This is a genomic window from Streptomyces sp. NBC_00440 (assembly GCF_036014215.1).
Taxonomy (GTDB): Bacteria; Actinomycetota; Actinomycetes; order Streptomycetales; family Streptomycetaceae; genus Streptomyces.
On sequence record NZ_CP107921.1, the window covers coordinates 1,645,642 to 1,661,179 of the forward strand.

Below are 15,538 nucleotides of genomic sequence, written 5' to 3' on the forward strand. Positions count from 1 at the left end.
GTAGGAGATGCAATTCCCATGACAGACGCACTCAAGCGCCTCTCCGACGAAGGCGTCGCGATCTGGCTCGACGACCTTTCGCGCAAGCGCATCACATCCGGCAACCTCGCCGAACTGATCGACCAGCAGCACGTGGTGGGTGTCACCACCAACCCGTCGATCTTCCAGAAGGCGATCTCGCAGGGCGACGGCTACGACCAGCAGCTCACCGACCTCGCGGCCCGGAAGGTCACCGTCGAGGAGGCCATCCGCATGATCACGACGGCGGACGTCCGTGACGCCGCCGACATCCTGCGCCCGGTCTTCGACGCGACGGACGGCCAGGACGGCCGGGTCTCCATCGAGGTCGACCCGCGTCTCGCCCACCACACCACGGCCACGGTCGCCGAGGCCAAGCAGCTCGCCTGGCTGGTGGACCGCCCGAACACGCTCATCAAGATCCCGGCGACCAAGGCCGGCCTGCCGGCCATCACCGAGACCATCGGCCGGGGCATCAGCGTCAACGTCACGCTGATCTTCTCGCTGGAGCGTTACCTCGCGGTCATGGACGCCTACCTGGCGGGCCTGGAGAAGGCCAAGGCCGCCGGCCTGGACCTCTCCAAGATCCACTCGGTCGCCTCCTTCTTCGTGTCCCGCGTGGACACCGAGATCGACAAGCGGCTGGACGCCCTGGGCACCGACGAGGCCAAGGCCCTCAAGGGCAAGGCCGCCGTGGCCAACGCGCGGCTCGCCTACCAGGCGTACGAGGAGGTCTTCTCCTCCGACCGCTGGGCCGCCCTCGACAAGGCGCACGCCAACAAGCAGCGTCCGCTGTGGGCGTCGACCGGCGTCAAGGACCCGGCGTACCGCGACACGATGTACGTCGTGGACCTGGTCGCGCCCAACACGGTGAACACCATGCCGGAGGCGACGCTCGACGCCACCGCCGACCATGGCGAGATCACCGGCAACGCGGTTTCCGGCACCTACGAGCAGGCCCGCGCCGAGCTCGATGCCGTGGAGAAGCTCGGGATCTCGTACGACGATGTCGTACAGGTCCTGGAGGACGAGGGTGTCGAGAAGTTCGCGACCTCCTGGAACGACCTGCTCAAGTCCACTGAGGCAGAGCTCGAACGCCTCGCCCCTGCGAAGGGCTGAAACCTTGTCAAGCAGCAACCCGCTGCGTGACGCTGCGGACCGACGGCTCCCGCGTATCGCGGGGCCGTCGGGCCTGGTCATTTTTGGCGTCACGGGTGATTTGTCCCGTAAAAAGCTGATGCCCGCTGTCTACGACCTGGCCAATCGCGGCCTGCTCCCGCCGGGCTTCTCGCTCATCGGGTTCGCGCGCCGCGACTGGGAGGACGAGGACTTCGCCCAGGTGGTCCACGACTCGGTCAAGGAGCACGCCAGGACGCCGTTCCGCGAGGAGGTCTGGCAGCAGCTCATCCAGGGGATGCGCTTCGTCCAGGGCGACTTCGACGACGACGCGGCGTTCGCCACCCTCAAGTCGACGATCGAGGAGCTGGACAAGCAGCAGGGCACCGGAGGCAACTTCGCCTTCTACCTGTCGGTCCCGCCCAAGTTCTTCCCCAAGGTCGTCCAGCAGCTCAAGAAGCACGGTCTCGCCGACCAGCGGAACGGCTCCTGGCGCCGCGCGGTCATCGAGAAGCCGTTCGGCCACGACCTGAAGAGCGCCCAGGAGCTCAACAAGGTCGTGCACGAGGTCTTTCCGCCGAACGAGGTCTTCCGGATCGACCACTACCTCGGCAAGGAGACCGTCCAGAACATCCTGGCGCTCCGCTTCGCCAACACCCTCTTCGAGCCGATCTGGAACCGGTCGTACGTCGACCACGTCCAGATCACCATGGCCGAGGACATCGGCATCGGCGGCCGGGCCGGGTACTACGACGGCATCGGCGCCGCCCGTGACGTCATCCAGAACCACCTGCTCCAGCTGCTCGCGCTGACCGCGATGGAGGAGCCCGCCTCCTTCGACGCCCATGCGCTGGTGGCCGAGAAGACCAAGGTGCTGGGCGCCGTCAGGCTGCCCAAGGACCTCGGCAAGGAGACCGTGCGCGGCCAGTACGCCGCGGGCTGGCAGGGCGGCGAGCAGGCCGTCGGCTACCTCCAGGAAGACGGCATCGACCCCAAGTCGACGACCGACACCTACGCCGCGGTGCGGCTGGAGATCGACAACCGCCGCTGGGCGGGCGTCCCCTTCTACCTCCGCACCGGCAAGCGCCTGGGCCGCCGCGTCACCGAGATCGCCGTGGTCTTCCAGCGCGCCCCGCACTCCCCGTTCGACCACACGGCGACGGAGGAGCTGGGCCAGAACGCGATCGTCATCCGCGTCCAGCCCGACGAGGGCATCACGATGCGGTTCGGCTCCAAGGTGCCCGGCACCTCGATGGAGATCCGGGACGTGTCGATGGACTTCGCGTACGGCGAGTCCTTCACCGAGTCCAGCCCGGAGGCGTACGAGCGGCTCATCCTCGATGTGCTGCTCGGCGACTCGAACCTCTTCCCGCGCCTGGAGGAGGTCGAGCAGTCCTGGCGGATCCTCGACCCGATCGAGCAGTACTGGGACAGCCACGGAAAGCCCGCGCAGTACGAGTCGGGCACCTGGGGACCGGCCGAGGCGGACGAAATGCTCGCACGAGAAGGACGGAGCTGGCGTCGGCCATGAAAATCGATCTGACGGAAACCACAGCCAGCAAGGTCAACAAGGCACTGGTGGAGGGGCGCCGCGCCGTCGGCACCCCCGCCGTCGGCATGGTGCTGACCCTCGTCATCGTGACCGACGAGGAGAACGCCTACGACGCGCTCAAGGCGGCCAACGACGCGTCGCGCGAGCACCCCTCGCGCACCCTCGTGGTCGTCAAGCGGGTCTCCCGCTCCCCGCGCGACCGGGCCGCGGCCCGGCTCGACGCGGAGATCCGGGTCGGTACGGACGCGGGCAGCGGCGAGACCGTCGTCCTGCGGATGTACGGCGAGGTGCTGCACCACGCCCAGTCGGTGGTGCTGCCGCTGCTGCTGCCGGACGCCCCCGTGGTGGTCTGGTGGCCGGTGAACGCGCCGCTCGACCCGGCGAAGGACCCGCTCGGTGCGCTCGGCCAGCGCCGTGTCACCGACTCGTACGCCGCCGAGCAGCCCATCGCCGAGCTCTCGGGCCGCGCCGCCGCCTACACCCCGGGCGACACGGACCTGGCATGGTCGCGCATCACCCCCTGGCGTTCGATGCTCGCCGCGGCGCTGGACCAGGTGCCGAGCCGGGTGAAGGGCGCCGAGGTGGAGGGCGAGGAGTTCAATCCGAGCTGTGAGCTGCTCGCGATGTGGCTCGCCGACCGGCTCGACGTACCGGTGACCCGTTCCATCTCGTCCGGACCCGGTCTCACGGCCGTACGGATGCAGACGGACCACGGCGAGATCGTGCTGGACCGCCCCGACGGTTCGCTGGCCACGCTCTGCATGGAGGGCCAGCCGGACCGCGCGGTGGCGCTGAAGCGCCGGGAGACCTCGGAGCTGCTCGCCGAGGAGCTGCGCAGGCTGGACCCGGACGACACCTACGCGGCCTCGCTGAAGTACGGCGTGGACCGGCTGGTCACCCCCGCGCCGAAGCAGGATGGCGGGGACACGGCCGAGGGGGCGGAGAAGCCCGAGAAGGCCGCCGCCGCGAAGAAGGCACCCGCAAAGAAGGCGGCGTCGAAGTGAGTGCGCCGCAGCTCGTCGTCCACCGCGACAAGGAGCTGATGGCCCAGGCCGCGGCGGCCCGGCTGATCACGAAGATCGTGGACGCCCAGGCCGCCCGCGGCTCCGCTTCGGTGGTGCTCACCGGCGGGCGCAACGGCAACGGGCTGCTCGCGGCCCTCGCCGAGGCGCCCGCGCGGGACGCCGTCGACTGGTCGCGGATCGACCTGTGGTGGGGCGACGAGCGCTTCCTGCCGGAGGGCGACCCCGAGCGGAACGTCACCCAGGCGCGGGCCGCGCTGCTCGACTCGGTGGACGTGGCCCCCGAGCGGGTGCACGCCATGGCCGCTTCGGACGGCCCGTACGGCAGCGACGTGGAGGCGGCCGCCGCTTCGTACGCGGCGGAGCTGGCCGCGGCGGCGGGTCCTGAGGACCACGGCGACGTGCCGTCGTTCGACGTGCTGATGCTGGGGGTGGGCCCGGACGCGCATGTGGCCTCGCTCTTCCCCGAGCTCCCGGCCGTACGGGAGACCGTACGCACCGTCGTGGGCGTGCACGGTGCGCCCAAGCCGCCGCCGGTGCGGCTGTCGCTGACGCTGCCCGCGATCCGGGCCGCACGTGAGGTGTGGCTGCTCGCGGCGGGCGAGGACAAGGCGGGGGCCGCGGCTCTCGCCCTCTCCGGGGCCGGTGAGGTCCAGGCCCCGGCAGCGGGCGCCCGGGGCCGCAGCAGGACGCTGTGGCTCCTCGACACGGCGGCCGCTTCGCAGCTGCCGCCGCAGCTCTACGCGCCGGCCACCGCCTGACACCGGCCGGCCGCCGTACGGAACAGGACCGGCCCGCACTCCCTGCCGAGGGGGTGCGGGCCGGTCCTGCTGTGTCCGTACCGCGCTGCTACTGCTTGGCCCGCAGCGCGCGGTAGGTGTCGACCAGCGTGGCGGTGGAGCTGTCCAGGTCAGCGCCGCCCTTGCCGCCGGTGATGACGGACTCGATCTTCTTGGCGAGCACCTTGCCGAGCTCGACGCCCCACTGGTCGAAGGAGTCGATGTTCCAGATCGCGCCCTGGACGAAGACCTTGTGCTCGTAGAGCGCGATCAGCTGGCCCAGGACCGACGGGGTGAGCGCATCGGCGAGGATCGTGGACGTCGGGTGGTTGCCGCGGAACGTCTTGTGCGGGACCAGCTCCTCGGCGACGCCCTCGGCCCGTACCTCGTCGGGTGTCTTGCCGAAGGCCAGGGCCTGGGTCTGGGCGATGAAGTTCGCCATCAGGAGGTCGTGCTGGCCTTCCAGACCCGCCGTCAGGTCGTCGACGGGCTTGGCGAAGCCGATGAAGTCCGCCGGGACGACCTTGGTGCCCTGGTGCAGCAACTGGTAGTACGCGTGCTGGCCGTTGGTGCCCGGCGTCCCCCAGACCACGGGCCCCGTCTGCCAGTCGACCGGATTGCCGTCACGGTCGACGGACTTGCCGTTGGACTCCATGTCCAGCTGCTGGAGGTACGCGGTGAACTTGGAGAGGTAGTGCGAGTACGGCAGGACCGCGTGCGACTGGGCGTCGAAGAACGCGCCGTACCAGACGCCCAGCAGGCCCAGCAGGAGCGGGATGTTCTCCTCGGCCGGCGCGGTGCGGAAGTGCTCGTCGATCTGGTGGAAACCGTCGAGCATCTCCCGGAAGCGCTCCGGGCCGATCGCGATCATCAGCGAGAGGCCGATCGCCGAGTCGTACGAGTACCGCCCGCCGACCCAGTCCCAGAACTCGAACATGTTGGCCGTGTCGATACCGAAGTCCGCGACCTTCTCCGCGTTCGTCGACAGCGCCACGAAGTGCTTGGCCACCGCGTCCTGATCGGCCCTCAGATTCGTCAGCAGCCAGTTGCGCGCGGAGGTCGCGTTGGTGATGGTCTCGATGGTGGTGAAGGTCTTGGAGGCGATGATGAAAAGCGTCTCCGCCGGGTCCAAGTCCCTTACGGCCTCGTGCAGATCGGCCCCGTCGACGTTCGAGACGAAGCGGAACTGGAGGTTGCGGTCGGTGAAGGAGCGCAGCGCCTCGTACGCCATCGCGGGGCCCAGGTCCGAGCCGCCGATGCCGATGTTGACGACGGTCCTGATGCGCTTGCCGGTGTGGCCGGTCCACTCCCCCGACCTGACCTTGTCGGAGAAGGCCGCCATCTTGTCGAGCACGGCGTGCACGGCGGGCACCACGTTCTCGCCGTCCACCTCGACCACCGCGCCGCGCGGGGCGCGGAGCGCGGTGTGCAGCACCGCGCGGTCCTCAGTGGTGTTGATCTTCTCGCCGCGGAACATCGCGTCACGCAGCCCGGCCACCCCGGCGGCGTCGGCCAGCTCGCGCAGCAGGCCGAGCGTCTCGCCGGTCACCAGGTGCTTGGAGTAGTCGAGATACAGGTCGCCCGCCCGGAGGGTGTAGGTGCGCCCTCGCTCCGGATCCCTGTCGAACAGCTCCCGCAGACGCGTGTCGCCCAGCTGCTCCCGGTGCTTGCCCAGAGCTGTCCACTCGGGCATCTGGTTGAGCCTGGTACGGCCTTCTGCGTTCATCTCGGACATCAGTCCATTCTTCTCGTACCTGCGTACCTGCCCCGCTCCGTCCAACCTAATTGATCCGGCGCACGAGCGTCGCGACCAGCGCTCCCGGCTATGGGCAGTGGCCGCTACGCAGTCCGGCCGGACACCCGAGTGGGTTCCGGCCGGAATTCACGCTGTCAGATCTCGCCCCGCAGTTTCGCGAGGGCCTCGGCGAGGATCGCCTCGCCGTCCTCGTCACTGCGCCGCTCGCGCACGTAGGCGAGGTGCGTCTTGTACGGCTCGGTGCGCGGCGGGTCCGGGGGGTTGTCGCTGTCCTGACCGGCCGGGAACCCACAGCGCGGGCAGTCCCAGGTCTCCGGAACCTGCGCATCGTGGGCGAAGCTCGGCTGCGTCTCGTGCCCGTTCGAGCACCAGAAGGAGATGCGGAGGCGCGGTGCGGACTCGCCCCGCTCGGCCTCCCCCATCGGCCCCGCTCCGACCCGGCTTCCCCGGATCGCGTTGCCACTTGCCACGGTCGTAACTCCCTGCGTGATGGTGCTCGAAGATGCCCCAGTCTACGGAAGGCCCAACGCGCGTCCAGTGATTGGAGTTACACCCCCGCACCGAAACGCGGGCAACACGCGGAGAGAACGTGGATACGGACGGTCAGTTCTTCAGCTTCATCAGCAGGCCGAGTACGACGATGCACGCGAACCACAGCAGGGCCAGCACCACGGTGATGCGGTCGAGGTTGCGCTCGGCGACCGAGGAGCCACCGACGGACGACTGCATACCGCCACCGAACATGTCGGAGAGGCCGCCGCCCTTCCCCTTGTGCATCAGCACCAGCAGCATCAGCAGCAGGCTGAAGACGATCAGGGCGATCGAGAACCCCAGAATCACGGCTGGACCAACTTCCTCGGAACTCAAAACGGACGAAGGGGCCGGACGGCTGCTGCCAGCCGTCTCGGCCCCGCAAGGGTACGACGGATCCGCGCTAGCGCATACTCACTGGTCGCGGAACCGGACGATCTTGACGAACTCGTCGGCGTCGAGGGCAGCGCCGCCGATCAGCGCACCGTCCACATCGGGCTGCGCCATGATCGCGGCCACGTTCCCGGACTTGACGGAGCCGCCGTACTGGATGCGGACCTTGTCGGCCAGCTCCTGCGAGTACAGCTCGGCCAGCCGGCCGCGGATCGCCCCGCAGACCTCCTGGGCGTCCTCGGGGGTGGCGACCTCGCCGGTGCCGATGGCCCAGACCGGCTCGTACGCGATCACGATCGACTCGGCCTGGTCGGCCGGGATCTCCTTGAGACCGCCGTCGAGCTGGCCCAGCGTGTACTCGACCTGCTGGCCGGCCTTGCGGACGTCCAGGCCCTCGCCGACGCAGAGGATCGGGGTGATGCCGTGCCTGTAGGCGGCCTTGACCTTGGCGTTGCAGATCTCGTCGGTCTCGGCGTGGTACTGGCGGCGCTCGCTGTGGCCGACGGCCACATAGGCGCACTTGAGCTTGGCCAGCATCGGCCCGGAGATCTCACCGGTGTACGCGCCGGAGTCGTGCGCCGAGATGTCCTGGGCGCCGTACTTGATCTTGATCTTGTCGCCGTCGACGAGTGTCTGGACGGAGCGCAGGTCCACGAAGGGCGGCAGGACCGCTACCTCGACGGCGTCGTAGTCCTTGTCGGTGATCGCGAAGGAGAGCTTCTGGACGTGCGCGATGGCCTCAAGGTGGTTGAGGTTCATCTTCCAGTTGCCCGCCATCAGCGGGGTGCGGGTGCTCTGATTTGTCATGAGGTTGTCAGTTCTCCAGTGCGGCGAGGCCGGGAAGCGTCTTGCCCTCAAGGTATTCGAGGCTGGCACCGCCACCGGTCGAGATGTGTCCGAACTTGTTCTCGTCGAAGCCCAGGATGCGGACCGCGGCGGCGGAGTCACCGCCTCCGACGACCGTGAAGGCCTGGCTGTCGAGGAGCGCCTGCGCGACGGCGCGGGTGCCGTCGGCGTAGTCGGGGTGCTCGAAGACGCCCATCGGGCCGTTCCAGAAGACGGTGGCCGCGTCGGCGAGCTTCGATGCGTAGAGCTTGTTGGTCTCGGGGCCGTTGTCCAGACCCATCCGCCCGGCCGGGATCGCGTCCGCGGGAACGGTTTCGGGGTGCGTCGGCTCCTTGGCCTTGAGGTCGGGGAACTCCGCGGAGACCACGACGTCGACCGGGAGCACGAACTCCACGCCCTTGGCCTTGGCGCGCTCCAGGTATTCGCGGACCACCGGGATCTGGTCCTCCTGGAGGAGGGAGCTGCCGACCTCGTGGCCCTGGGCCTTGAGGAAGGTGTACGCCATGCCGCCGCCGATGAGGATGCGGTCGGCCCGGTCGAGCAGGTGGTCGATGACGCCGAGCTTGTCGGAGACCTTGGCGCCGCCGAGGACCACGGCGTACGGGCGCTTGACGTCGGACGTCAGCTTCTTCAGGACGGCGACCTCGGTGGCGATGAGGTAGCCGGCGGCGTGCGGCAGGCGGGCCGGGAGGTCGTAGACCGAGGCGTGCTTGCGGTGCACGGCGCCGAAGCCGTCGCCGACGTAGACATCGGCCAGCTCGGCGAGCCGGTCGGCGAAGGCGCCGCGCTCGGCGTCGTCCTTCGAGGTCTCACCGGCGTTGAAGCGGAGGTTCTCGATGACGGCGACCTGGCCGTCCTTGAGAGCGGCGACGGTGGCTTTGGCGGAATCGCCGACCGTGTCGGTCGCGAACGCGACGTCGGCGCTGAGGAGTTCACCGAGGCGCGCCGCCGCGGGCGCGAGCGAGAACGCCGGGTCCGGGGCGCCCTTCGGGCGGCCGAGGTGCGAGGCGACGACGACACGGGCGCCGGCCTCCGCGAGCTTGGCCACCGTCGGCTGGACGGCACGGATCCGGCCGTCGTCGGTGATGGTGGTGCCGGAGAGCGGCACATTGAGGTCGGCGCGGACGAATACCCGCTTGCCCGCGACCCCTTCGGCGAGAAGTTCGTCGATGGTCTTCATGGGTTCCTGGACTCCTTGGACGATCTGGACAGGCCACGGGGCCCGGACCGCGCTTCGTCGCGCAGTCCGGGCCCCGTGCTCACATCGAGTTGCCTACCGGCCCGTGCTCAGAGCTGGTTGCCGACAAAGACGGTCAGGTCGACCAGGCGGTTGGAGTAGCCCCACTCGTTGTCGTACCAGCCGATGACCTTGACGCTCTTGCCCTGGACCATGGTCAGGGAGGAGTCGAAGGTGCAGGACGCCGGCCAGTTGACGATGTCCGAGGAGACGATCGGGTCCTCGGTGTAGTCGAGGAGGCCCTTGAGCTGGCCCTCGGAGGCCTTCTGGAACGCGGCGTTGACCTCGTCCTTGGTCACCTCGCGCTCCAGCTCGATGACCAGGTCGGTCACGGAGCCGGTCGGGACCGGGACGCGCATCGCGATGCCGTCGAGCTTGCCCTCAAGCTCCGGGATGACCAGCGCGGTGGCCTTGGCGGCACCCGTGGTGGTCGGAATGATGTTCTCGGCGGCGGCGCGGGCGCGGCGCAGGTCCGAGTGCGGGTAGTCCAGGATGCGCTGGTCGTTGGTGTACGCGTGGACCGTCGTCATCATGCCCTTGACGATGCCGAAGTTCTCCAGGAGAACCTTGGCCATCGGCGCCACACAGTTGGTGGTGCAGGAGGCGTTGGAGATGACGTTGTGCTTGGCCGCGTCGTACTTGTCCTGGTTGACGCCCATCACGATGGTGATGTCCTCGCCCTTGGCCGGAGCCGAGATGAGGACCTTCTTGGCGCCGCCGGCGATGTGCTTCTCGGCATCGGCCTTCTTCGTGAAGAAGCCGGTCGACTCGATCACGATGTCGACGCCCAGCTGACCCCAGGGGATGTCGGCCGGGTTGCGCTCGGACAGCACCTTGATGGTGTGGCCGTCAACGGTGATGGTGTCTGCGGTGTGCGTGACCTCGGCCTTGAGACGGCCCAGAATCGTGTCGTACTTCAGCAGATGCGCGGTGGTCGCGGTGTCACCCAGGTCGTTGACAGCCACGATCTCGATGTCAGCACCCTGCTCCAGCAGCGCGCGGAAGTAGTTACGACCGATGCGGCCAAAGCCGTTGATGCCTACGCGGATCGTCACGAACTCGATCTCCTCGTTGGTACGCCGGGTTTCGACGCCACGGCGAGATGTATGGGATGTCCCCGACCGCCTCCGACCCTACCTCTCGAAAGCCCCCAGGGTCATATCGAACAGGACCGTACGGAATTTGACATCCGGTACGGACACCCCTACCCACCAGTACATTCACTGGCTCATACGTCGGTGCCGGTACCCATATGGGCACCGGCACCGACGCGTTGGACTCTTCCGGAATGCGACATCAGGAATCGGGAATACAGCGGGGGCTTCCGCCGGGCCGGGCGGTTCAGCCGACGAGGCTGTCGTCCATCTCCTCCGACAGCGTGGACTCCGTACCGGGAATGCCCAGATCCTGTGCCCGCTTGTCGGCCATGGCGAGCAGCCGGCGGATCCGGCCCGCGACGGCGTCCTTGGTGAGCGGCGGGTCGGCGAGCGCGCCCAGTTCCTCCAGCGACGCCTGCTTGTGCTCCATCCGCAGCCGGCCGGCCGCCGCGAGGTGCTCGGGCACCTCGTCGGCGAGGATCTCCAGCGCACGGCCCACCCTGGCCCCGGCGGCGACCGCGGCCCGTGCCGAGCGGCGGAGGTTGGCGTCGTCGAAGTTGGCGAGGCGGTTGGCGGTGGCGCGGACCTCGCGGCGCATCCGCCGCTCCTCCCACGCCAGGACGGACTCGTGCGCGCCGAGCCGGGTGAGCAGGGCGCCGATGGCGTCCCCGTCCCGGACGACGACCCGGTCCACACCGCGGACCTCACGGGCCTTGGACGCGATCTGCAGCCTGCGCGCCGCGCCCACCAGGGCCAGCGCGGCCTCGGGCCCGGGGCAGGTCACCTCCAGGGAGGAGGAGCGGCCGGGCTCGGTGAGCGAGCCGTGTGCCAGGAAGGCGCCGCGCCAGGCCGCCTCGGCGTCACAGGTGGCCCCCGAGACCACCTGCGGGGGCAGACCGCGGATGGGGCGGCCGCGGCCGTCCACCAGGCCGGTCTGGCGTGCCAGCTGATCGCCGCCCGCCACGACCCGTACGACGTAGCGGCTGCCTCTGCGCAGCCCGCCGGGGGCCATCACGATCAGTTCGGAGTTGTGCCCGAAGATCTCCAGGATGTCCCGCTTGAGCCTGCGCGCCGCCATGGCGGTGTCCAGCTCCGCCTCGATCACAATCCGCCCGCTCACCAGGTGCAGCCCGCCGGCGAACCGAAGAATCGCCGAAACCTCCGCCTTCCTGCAGCAGGTCCGGGTGACGGGGAGCCGGGAGACTTCGTCCTTCACCGCTGCCGTCATCGCCATGGGCCGATCCTTCCATGCATCCGAAAAATACGGTCGTACGCGGCGGCCAGCAGCTCCCTGTCGTGGGTAGGGGAGCCGTCGGGCGAGGCCACGGGCGCCAGCTCGACCGCCGCACCGAGCCCTTTGGCGGCTTCGGCGAGACTCGCGCGGTCGGGCACGGCGGCCTCGTCGGCAAGCACCACGTCCAGGGCGAGTTTAGGGGCGTGTCGGGCCAAAACCTCCAAATGACGCTGCGGTGAGAAGCCATCGGTTTCACCGGGTTGCGGCGCGAGATTGAGCGAGAGCACCTTGCGCGCCTTCGTCTCGACGAGCGCGTCGAGCAGTTCGGGCACCAGCAGGTGCGGGATCACGGAGGAGAACCAGGAGCCGGGACCGAGCACCACCCAGTCCGCGTCGAGGACCGCGGCGACGGCCTCCGGGACGGCCGGCGGGTCGTTCGGCACCAGGTGCACGGACTGCACCTCACCCGGCGTGAGGGCGACCGTGGCCTGGCCGCGGACCGTGTCGACGTCGTCCGGGCGGGCCGGGTCGTGGCCGCGGACCAGCGCCTGGAGCTCCAGCGGCACCGCGGACATCGGCAGCACCCTGCCGTGCGCGCCGAGCAGCCTGCCGACCAGGTCAAGGGCCTGCACATGGTCGCCGAGCTGCTCCCACAGGGCGACGATCAGCAGATTGCCGACCGCGTGCTCGTGCAGCTCGCCCTTGGACTGGAAGCGGTGCTGGATCACGCGGGCCCAGGTCTGCCCCCAGTCGTCGTCCCCGCAGAGCGCGGCGAGCGCCTTGCGCAGATCGCCGGGCGGCAGCACGCCCAGCTCCTCGCGGAGCCGGCCGCTGGAGCCGCCGTCGTCGGCGACGGTCACCACGGCGGTCAGGTCCCCGGTGATGCGGCGCAGCGCGGCGAGCGAGGCGGAGAGCCCCATCCCGCCGCCCAGTGCGACGACCTTCGGCTGGGTGCCGCGCCTGATCCGGCCCGGTACCAGCCGTACGCGCCGCAGCTTGGCGGTGCTGCGCCCTGTCACTCGCGCCCCATGTCGCGATGGACCAGCACCGTCTCGATCCCTTCCGACGCCAGCCGGGCGGCGAGCTTCTCGGACATCGCCACGGAGCGGTGCTTGCCGCCGGTACAGCCGACGGCGATGGTCACGTAGCGCTTGCCCTCGCGCCGGTAGCCGGTGGCGATGATCTGGAGCAGCTCGCTGTACTGGTTGAGGAACTCCTTGGCGCCCGGCTGGTTGAAGACGTACGCGGACACCTCCTCGTTGAGGCCGGTGAAGGGGCGCAGCTCGGGGACCCAGTGCGGGTTGGGCAGGAACCGGCAGTCGACGACGAGGTCCGCGTCGACCGGGAGTCCGTACTTGTATCCGAAGGACATCACCGTCGCCCGGAGCTCGGGCTCCTCGTCGCCGGCGAACTGGGCGTCCATCTTGGCCCGCAGTTCGTGCACGTTGAGGCTGGAGGTGTCGATCACCAGGTCGGCGTCACCGCGCAGCTCGCGCAGCAGGTCGCGTTCGGCGGCGATGCCGTCGGTGATCCGGCCGTCCCCCTGGAGGGGGTGCGGTCTGCGGACCGATTCGAAGCGGCGCACCAGCGCGTCGTCGGACGACTCCAGGAAGACGATCCGCCGGGTGACCTGCTTGGCGGCCAGGTCCGCGAGGGACTGGCGCAGGTTGTCGAAGAACCGGCGGCCGCGTACGTCGACGACCACGGCGATACGGGCCACGTTGCCCTGTGAGCGGGCGCCGAGCTCGACCATGGTGGGGATCAGCGCGGGCGGGAGGTTGTCGACGACGAACCAGCCCAGGTCCTCCAGGCACTTCGCCGCGGTGGAACGCCCGGCGCCGCTCATTCCGGAGATGATCACCAGCTCCGGAATGGCTGCTTCCGCGGTCTCGGCCGGTGTGCCCGTGCCCGCACTGCCCGTACTCACGTCTGCTCCGTCCCGTTCCTGCTCATCACTCATGTGTGTCGCCCCCGTCGTCTTCCCCGTCGTCTTCAATGATCTCTCCTGTTGCCGTGTTCACGGCAGGGGCGGCCGGGGCCGCCTGTGCGAGCGCCGCGGCCACCGACTCGGCCGTCCTGCGGCCTATCCCGGGCACTTCGCAGATCTGCTCGATTGTGGCCTGTTTCAGCTTCTTGACGGAGCCGAAGTGCTTGATCAGGGCCTGTTTCCTGGTTTCGCCCAGACCGGCGACGGAGTCGAGCGGCCCCGCCTTGAAGCGCTTGGCCCGCTTGGCGCGCTGATAGGTGATGGCAAAACGGTGGGCTTCGTCACGCACCCGCTGGAGGAGGTAGAGCCCCTCGCTGGACCGGGGCAGGACAACCGGGTCGTCGTCATCGGGCAGCCAGACCTCCTCCAGCCGCTTGGCGAGACCGCAGACCGCGACATCGTCGATGCCCAGCTCGTCGAGAGCGCGCTTCGCCGCCGCCACCTGGGGCCGGCCGCCGTCGACCACCACCAGCTGGGGCGGGTACGCGAACCGCTTGGGACGGCCGTCGTCCTCGACAGCCCCGGCGGCCTGCTCCTCGGTCCACTCCCCCGTCCGCTCCTTCTCCTGGAGGTACCGCCGGAAGCGCCGGGTGAGCACCTCGTGCATGGACCGGACGTCGTCCTGCCCCTCGAAGCCCTTGATCTGGAAGCGGCGGTACTCCCCCTTGCGGACCAGACCGTCCTCGAAGACCACCATCGACGCCACCACGTCGTCGCCCTGGAGGTGCGAGATGTCGTAGCACTCGATCCGCAGCGGCGCGCTGTCCAGGCCGAGCGCGGCGGCGATCTCCTCCAGGGCCCGGGAGCGGGTGGTGAGGTCGGAGGCGCGCTTCGTCTTGTGCAGCACCAGTGCCTGCTGGGCATTGCGCTGGACGGTCGCCATCAGGTCCTTCTTGTCGCCACGCTGCGGGATGCGCAGCGAGACATGCGAACCGCGGCGGTCCGCGAGCCACTGGGTGACGGCTTCGGCCTGCTCCGGGAGGGCCGGGACCAGCACCTCCTTGGGCACGCCCTCGCCCTTCTCCTCGCCGTACAGCTGCTGGAGCGCATGCCCCACGAGGCCGGAGGTGTCCACGGCCTCGACCTTGTCGGTCACCCAGCCGCGCTGGCCGCGGACCCGGCCGCCCCGGACGTGGAAGATCTGGACGGCGGCCTCCAGCTCGTCCTCGGCGACCGCGATCAGGTCGGCGTCGGTGGCGTCGTTGAAGACGACCGCGTTCTTCTCCAGGGCGCGCTTGAGCGCCTCTATGTCGTCGCGGAGCCTGGCCGCCCTCTCGTACTCCATCTCCTCCGCCGCGTCCCGCATCTCCTGCTCGATGCGGCGTATGTACGTGCCGGTGCGGCCGGCCATGAAGTCGCAGAACTCCTCGGCGAGTTCGCGGTGTTCCTCGGGGGTGACGCGGCCGACGCAGGGCGCCGAGCACTTGCCGATGTAGCCGAGGAGGCAGGGGCGGCCGATCTGCGCGGAGCGTTTGAACACCCCGGCGGAGCAGGTGCGTACGGGGAAGACGCGGAGCATCAGGTCGACGGTCTCGCGGATGGCCCAGGCGTGGCCGTAGGGACCGAAGTAGCGCACGCCCTTCTTCTTGGGGCCGCGCATCACCTGCACCCGCGGGAACTCCTCGTTCATCGTCACCGCGAGGGACGGATAGCTCTTGTCGTCGCGGTACTTGACGTTGAAACGGGGGTCGAATTCCTTGATCCAGGAGTATTCGAGCTGGAGCGCCTCGACCTCGGTGGCGACCACCGTCCACTCCACGGAGGCCGCCGTGGTGACCATCGTCCGGGTGCGCGGGTGGAGATGGGCCAGGTCCTGGAAGTACGAGGACAGGCGCGGGCGCAGGCTCTTCGCCTTCCCGACGTAGATCACCCGGTGGTGCTCGTCGCGGAATTTGTAGACCCCCGGGGAGTCGGGGATCTGTCCCGGCTTGGGGCGGTAACTGGAGGGGTCTGCCATGTCTCCCACCCTA

At 69.3% G+C, this 15,538-nt stretch carries 14 protein-coding genes; 4 read left to right on the forward strand and 10 right to left on the reverse strand.

Annotated elements, in window-relative coordinates; all coding sequences use genetic code 11:
- The first annotated feature begins 18 nt into the window (after positions 1–18).
- The 4 genes from tal to pgl are packed head-to-tail and all read left to right on the forward strand — an operon-like array spanning position 19 to position 4,469.
- Complete coding sequence (gene tal, locus OHB13_RS07455) at positions 19–1,137, forward strand: transaldolase (RefSeq protein WP_266858140.1); 1,119 nt, start codon at positions 19–21, stop codon at positions 1,135–1,137.
- Between the two features lie 4 nt (positions 1,138–1,141).
- Positions 1,142–2,665: a glucose-6-phosphate dehydrogenase gene (gene zwf, locus OHB13_RS07460; RefSeq protein WP_328376405.1), complete on the forward strand. Its 1,524-nt coding sequence runs from the start codon at positions 1,142–1,144 to the stop codon at positions 2,663–2,665.
- Positions 2,662–3,690 (forward strand): glucose-6-phosphate dehydrogenase assembly protein OpcA, encoded by a 1,029-nt coding sequence (gene opcA, locus OHB13_RS07465; protein WP_266858136.1) that lies wholly within the window; start codon positions 2,662–2,664, stop codon positions 3,688–3,690. Before zwf ends, opcA begins: the two co-directional genes overlap by 4 nt.
- Complete coding sequence (gene pgl / locus OHB13_RS07470) at positions 3,687–4,469, forward strand: 6-phosphogluconolactonase (RefSeq protein ID WP_328376407.1); 783 nt, start codon at positions 3,687–3,689, stop codon at positions 4,467–4,469. The genes opcA and pgl overlap by 4 nt, the downstream gene beginning before the upstream one ends.
- An 88-nt stretch (positions 4,470–4,557) precedes the next feature.
- On the opposite strand, the gene pgi is transcribed toward pgl, so the two are convergent.
- The 10 genes from pgi to uvrC all read right to left on the reverse strand — a co-directional run bounded on the left by pgi (position 4,558) and on the right by uvrC (position 15,525).
- Entirely contained in the window at positions 4,558–6,213 is a 1,656-nt protein-coding gene (gene pgi / locus OHB13_RS07475; protein WP_328380235.1) for a glucose-6-phosphate isomerase, read from the reverse strand.
- 164 nt (positions 6,214–6,377) lie between these two features.
- Positions 6,378–6,713, reverse strand: a complete 336-nt coding sequence (locus OHB13_RS07480) for an RNA polymerase-binding protein RbpA (protein WP_164263395.1) — start codon at positions 6,711–6,713, stop codon at positions 6,378–6,380.
- 133 nt (positions 6,714–6,846) lie between these two features.
- On the reverse strand, positions 6,847–7,083 hold the full coding sequence (gene secG, locus OHB13_RS07485; protein WP_266858131.1) for a preprotein translocase subunit SecG: 237 nt from the start codon (positions 7,081–7,083) through the stop codon (positions 6,847–6,849).
- A 105-nt stretch (positions 7,084–7,188) separates the two neighbouring features.
- A complete protein-coding gene (tpiA, locus tag OHB13_RS07490; protein ID WP_328376409.1) occupies positions 7,189–7,974 on the reverse strand; it encodes a triose-phosphate isomerase in 786 nt (261 codons plus the stop codon).
- Positions 7,975–7,981: 7 nt separating this feature from the next.
- Positions 7,982–9,193, reverse strand: a complete 1,212-nt coding sequence (locus OHB13_RS07495; RefSeq protein ID WP_328376411.1) for a phosphoglycerate kinase — start codon at positions 9,191–9,193, stop codon at positions 7,982–7,984.
- Positions 9,194–9,300: 107 nt separating this feature from the next.
- Positions 9,301–10,305 (reverse strand): type I glyceraldehyde-3-phosphate dehydrogenase, encoded by a 1,005-nt coding sequence (gene gap / locus OHB13_RS07500; RefSeq protein ID WP_266858128.1) that lies wholly within the window; start codon positions 10,303–10,305, stop codon positions 9,301–9,303.
- Between the two features lie 286 nt (positions 10,306–10,591).
- Positions 10,592–11,581, reverse strand: a complete 990-nt coding sequence (gene whiA, locus OHB13_RS07505) for a DNA-binding protein WhiA (protein ID WP_266858127.1) — start codon at positions 11,579–11,581, stop codon at positions 10,592–10,594.
- Positions 11,572–12,600 carry a gluconeogenesis factor YvcK family protein gene (locus tag OHB13_RS07510; RefSeq protein WP_266858126.1) on the reverse strand — a complete coding sequence of 343 codons (1,029 nt, stop codon included), beginning with the start codon at positions 12,598–12,600 and terminating at the stop codon, positions 11,572–11,574. Before OHB13_RS07510 ends, whiA begins: the two co-directional genes overlap by 10 nt.
- Positions 12,597–13,541 carry an RNase adapter RapZ gene (gene rapZ, locus OHB13_RS07515; RefSeq protein ID WP_266858125.1) on the reverse strand — a complete coding sequence of 315 codons (945 nt, stop codon included), beginning with the start codon at positions 13,539–13,541 and terminating at the stop codon, positions 12,597–12,599. Before rapZ ends, OHB13_RS07510 begins: the two co-directional genes overlap by 4 nt.
- Positions 13,534–15,525 carry an excinuclease ABC subunit UvrC gene (uvrC, locus tag OHB13_RS07520; RefSeq protein ID WP_328376414.1) on the reverse strand — a complete coding sequence of 664 codons (1,992 nt, stop codon included), beginning with the start codon at positions 15,523–15,525 and terminating at the stop codon, positions 13,534–13,536. The genes rapZ and uvrC overlap by 8 nt, the downstream gene beginning before the upstream one ends.
- Positions 15,526–15,538 lie beyond the last annotated feature (13 nt).

Excerpts from the sequence above, each read along its gene's own strand:
- tal (WP_266858140.1), top strand. The coding sequence starts at position 19 with ATGACAGACGCACTCAAGCGCCTCTCCGACGAAGGCGTCGCGATCTGG.
- opcA (WP_266858136.1), top strand. The coding sequence starts at position 2,662 with ATGAAAATCGATCTGACGGAAACCACAGCCAGCAAGGTCAACAAGGCA.
- pgi (WP_328380235.1), bottom strand. The coding sequence starts at position 6,213 with ATGAACGCAGAAGGCCGTACCAGGCTCAACCAGATGCCCGAGTGGACA.
- tpiA (WP_328376409.1), bottom strand. The coding sequence starts at position 7,974 with ATGACAAATCAGAGCACCCGCACCCCGCTGATGGCGGGCAACTGGAAG.
- OHB13_RS07495 (WP_328376411.1), bottom strand. The coding sequence starts at position 9,193 with ATGAAGACCATCGACGAACTTCTCGCCGAAGGGGTCGCGGGCAAGCGG.
- whiA (WP_266858127.1), bottom strand. The coding sequence starts at position 11,581 with ATGGCGATGACGGCAGCGGTGAAGGACGAAGTCTCCCGGCTCCCCGTC.
- rapZ (WP_266858125.1), bottom strand. The coding sequence starts at position 13,541 with ATGAGTGATGAGCAGGAACGGGACGGAGCAGACGTGAGTACGGGCAGT.
- uvrC (WP_328376414.1), bottom strand. The coding sequence starts at position 15,525 with ATGGCAGACCCCTCCAGTTACCGCCCCAAGCCGGGACAGATCCCCGAC.